The organism is Streptomyces africanus (assembly GCF_002150735.1).
GTDB classification, from domain to species: Bacteria; Actinomycetota; Actinomycetes; order Streptomycetales; family Streptomycetaceae; genus Streptomyces; species Streptomyces africanus.
This window is the reverse complement of sequence record NZ_MUKA01000614.1, coordinates 1-2,235: the sequence shown is the minus strand read 5'-3', so window position 1 is coordinate 2,235 and position 2,235 is coordinate 1. Positions and strand designations below refer to the sequence as shown.

General features: G+C 70.3%; 2 protein-coding genes and 1 pseudogene. 2 read left to right on the top strand and 1 reads right to left on the bottom strand.

Features of this window, described 5'->3' with window-relative positions; translation table 11 throughout:
• Positions 1–525, bottom strand: a pseudogene (locus CCL05_RS42670) (MHYT domain-containing protein); the annotation flags it as partial.
• A gap of 286 nt (positions 526–811) precedes the next feature.
• Between CCL05_RS42670 and CCL05_RS42665 the strand changes: the two are divergent.
• A complete protein-coding gene (locus CCL05_RS42665) occupies positions 812–1,684 on the top strand; it encodes a glycerophosphodiester phosphodiesterase (RefSeq protein WP_086565856.1) in 873 nt (290 codons plus the stop codon).
• Positions 1,685–1,757: 73 nt separating this feature from the next.
• On the top strand, positions 1,758–2,235 hold a 478-nt coding region (locus tag CCL05_RS42660; protein ID WP_086565855.1), incomplete at its 3' end, for a methylated-DNA--[protein]-cysteine S-methyltransferase.

Here is a 2,235-nt window from a genome sequence, read left to right as displayed (position 1 = left end):
ATGCCGGTGTAGTGCATGCCGCTGACGGCGAGTCCCATGACGAGACTGGCGCCCACGCTCCACATCAGGCCCCTGACCTGGCCGGCCGCCCACAGGGCGGCGGTGGCGGCGGCCATGGCGATCGCGACGGAGATGCCGACGCTGAGGGTGTCGTACTCCAGCTNNGCCGGTGATGGTGCCGCCGGTGAAAAGGGCCGTTCCGCGGGCCCCCTTGTAGCCGACGATGAAGATCCCGATGCCGACCATCACGATCGCGACGGCCAGGCTCGCGAAGGTCATCGGCTTGTCGTAGTGGATCGTGGCGCCCCGGACCGTGAATCCCATCATCGCGATGAAGTGCATGGTCCATATGCCGGAGCCGATGGCGGCCGAGCCGAGGGCGAGCCAGCCGGGGCGCCAGGACTGGGCGACGAGCATGGATCTGGTGGTGCAGCGCAGGCCCAGGGCGCCTCCGAGGCAGGCCATGAGGTAGGCCACCAGGGGTGTGACCAGACCGTAGCTGAATCCGTCGACCGTGCCCTGCATGCGCGGCTGCCCTTCCGCCCTTTGCGTCCCGGAATTCCCGATCAGCGCCCCCTCCCAGGACCGCGGCAGCGGTCAGGGTTGACGCAGAGAGTATGACCCCCACCGGAATGGTCGAACGACTTTCCGGCAAAGAAACACGTCCTTGCCCCAGTTGTGCGCTACCGGTGTGCGGAGTTGGGTCCTCTCCGTTCAACCTGTGGCCATCCTGTACCCCTCTCTCGTTGACTCTCTGCTGTCACAGTTGAGCTGTCTGTGATGCCGTGATCGCTCGACGCGAGGAGTACGTATGCACGCGCGCGCTGTTGCCGCCTCGACCACCGCGCTCCTGGGGACCGCCGCCCTGCTGTTCCCCGTCTCCCCCGCGCAGGCCGCCGGCCGCGGCGGCGGACCGCTGGTCATCGCGCACCGGGGAGCCTCCGCGTACGCGCCCGAGAACACGCTGGCCGCCGTCGACAAGGCGGCCGAGCTGGGCACCACCTGGGTGGAGAACGACGTGCAGCGGACCAGGGACGGTGAGCTCGTCGTCGTCCACGACGACAACCTGCGGCGTACCACCGACGTCGAGGAGGTCTACCCCGACCGGGATCCCTGGAAGGTGAAGGACTTCACCGCCGCCGAGATCGCCCGTCTCGACGCGGGCAGCTGGTTCGGCCCCGCGTTCGCGGACGCGCGCGTGCCGACGCTGGAGCAGTTCGTGCACCGCGTCGAGCGGCATCACCAGAAGCTGCTTCTGGAGATCAAGAACCCTGAGCTGTATCCGGGCATCGAGCGGCAGACGCTCAAGGTCCTCGGCAACGAGGGCTGGCTGGACCGGTCGCACGTGACGGGACGGCTGATCGTGCAGAGTTTCAGCGCGGACAGCGTGCGGACGGTGCACGAGCTGAAGCCCGCCGTGAAGACCGGCCTGCTGGGCACGCCGCCCGTGTCGGCCCTGCCGCTCTACGCCGGCTTCGCCGACCAGATCAACCCGTCGTACGGCTCGCTCTCCACGGCGTACGTCTCCTCCGTCCAGGCGTTCACCGGACCGCACGGCAGGCCCTTGCAGGTCCTCACCTGGACGGTCGACGACGCGGCGAGGGCCCGGCGGGTGGCCGGGTACGGGGTCGACGGGATCATCACGAACAAGCCGGATGTGGTGCGGGAGGCCGTGGGCGGGTGAGGCAGACAGGTTGCCGGTGGGCGGTGCGTCCGGCCGGGGCGGCGTTGTCAGTGGTGGGTCGTACGGTGGGCGCATGGACAGCCACGGGCAGGTTGAGCAGCGGGTCGTGTGGGCCGTCGTCGACAGCGGCATCGGCCCGCTGCTGCTGGCGGCGACCCGCGAGGGCCTGGTGAACGTCGTGTTCCACGCCACGGACGCGGTGCGGGACCGGGCGGTCGAGCGGCTGGCGTCACGGCTCGGCACCGAGCCCGCCGAGGCGCCCGGCTCCCCGCTGCTGGCCGAGGCGATACGTCAGGTCCAGGCGTATTTCGCGGGTGAGCGCCGCGCCTTCGACCTGCCGCTGGACTGGTCGCTGATCTCCGGCTTCCCTCGCGAGGTCCTGCGCGAGCTGGCATCCGGAGTGCCGTACGGCACGGTCGTCGGGTACGGCGATCTGGCCGGGCGGGTGGGCCAGCCGGGCGCCGCCCAGGCCGTGGGCACGGCGATGGGCGCCAATCCGCTGCCGGTGGTGGTGCCCTGTCACCGGGTCGTCGAGAGCGGCGGGGGCATCG

Bases quoted from the DNA above. Each gene is read 5' to 3' on its own strand.
- CCL05_RS42665 (WP_086565856.1), top strand. From the start codon at position 812: ATGCACGCGCGCGCTGTTGCCGCCTCGACCACCGCGCTCCTGGGGACC.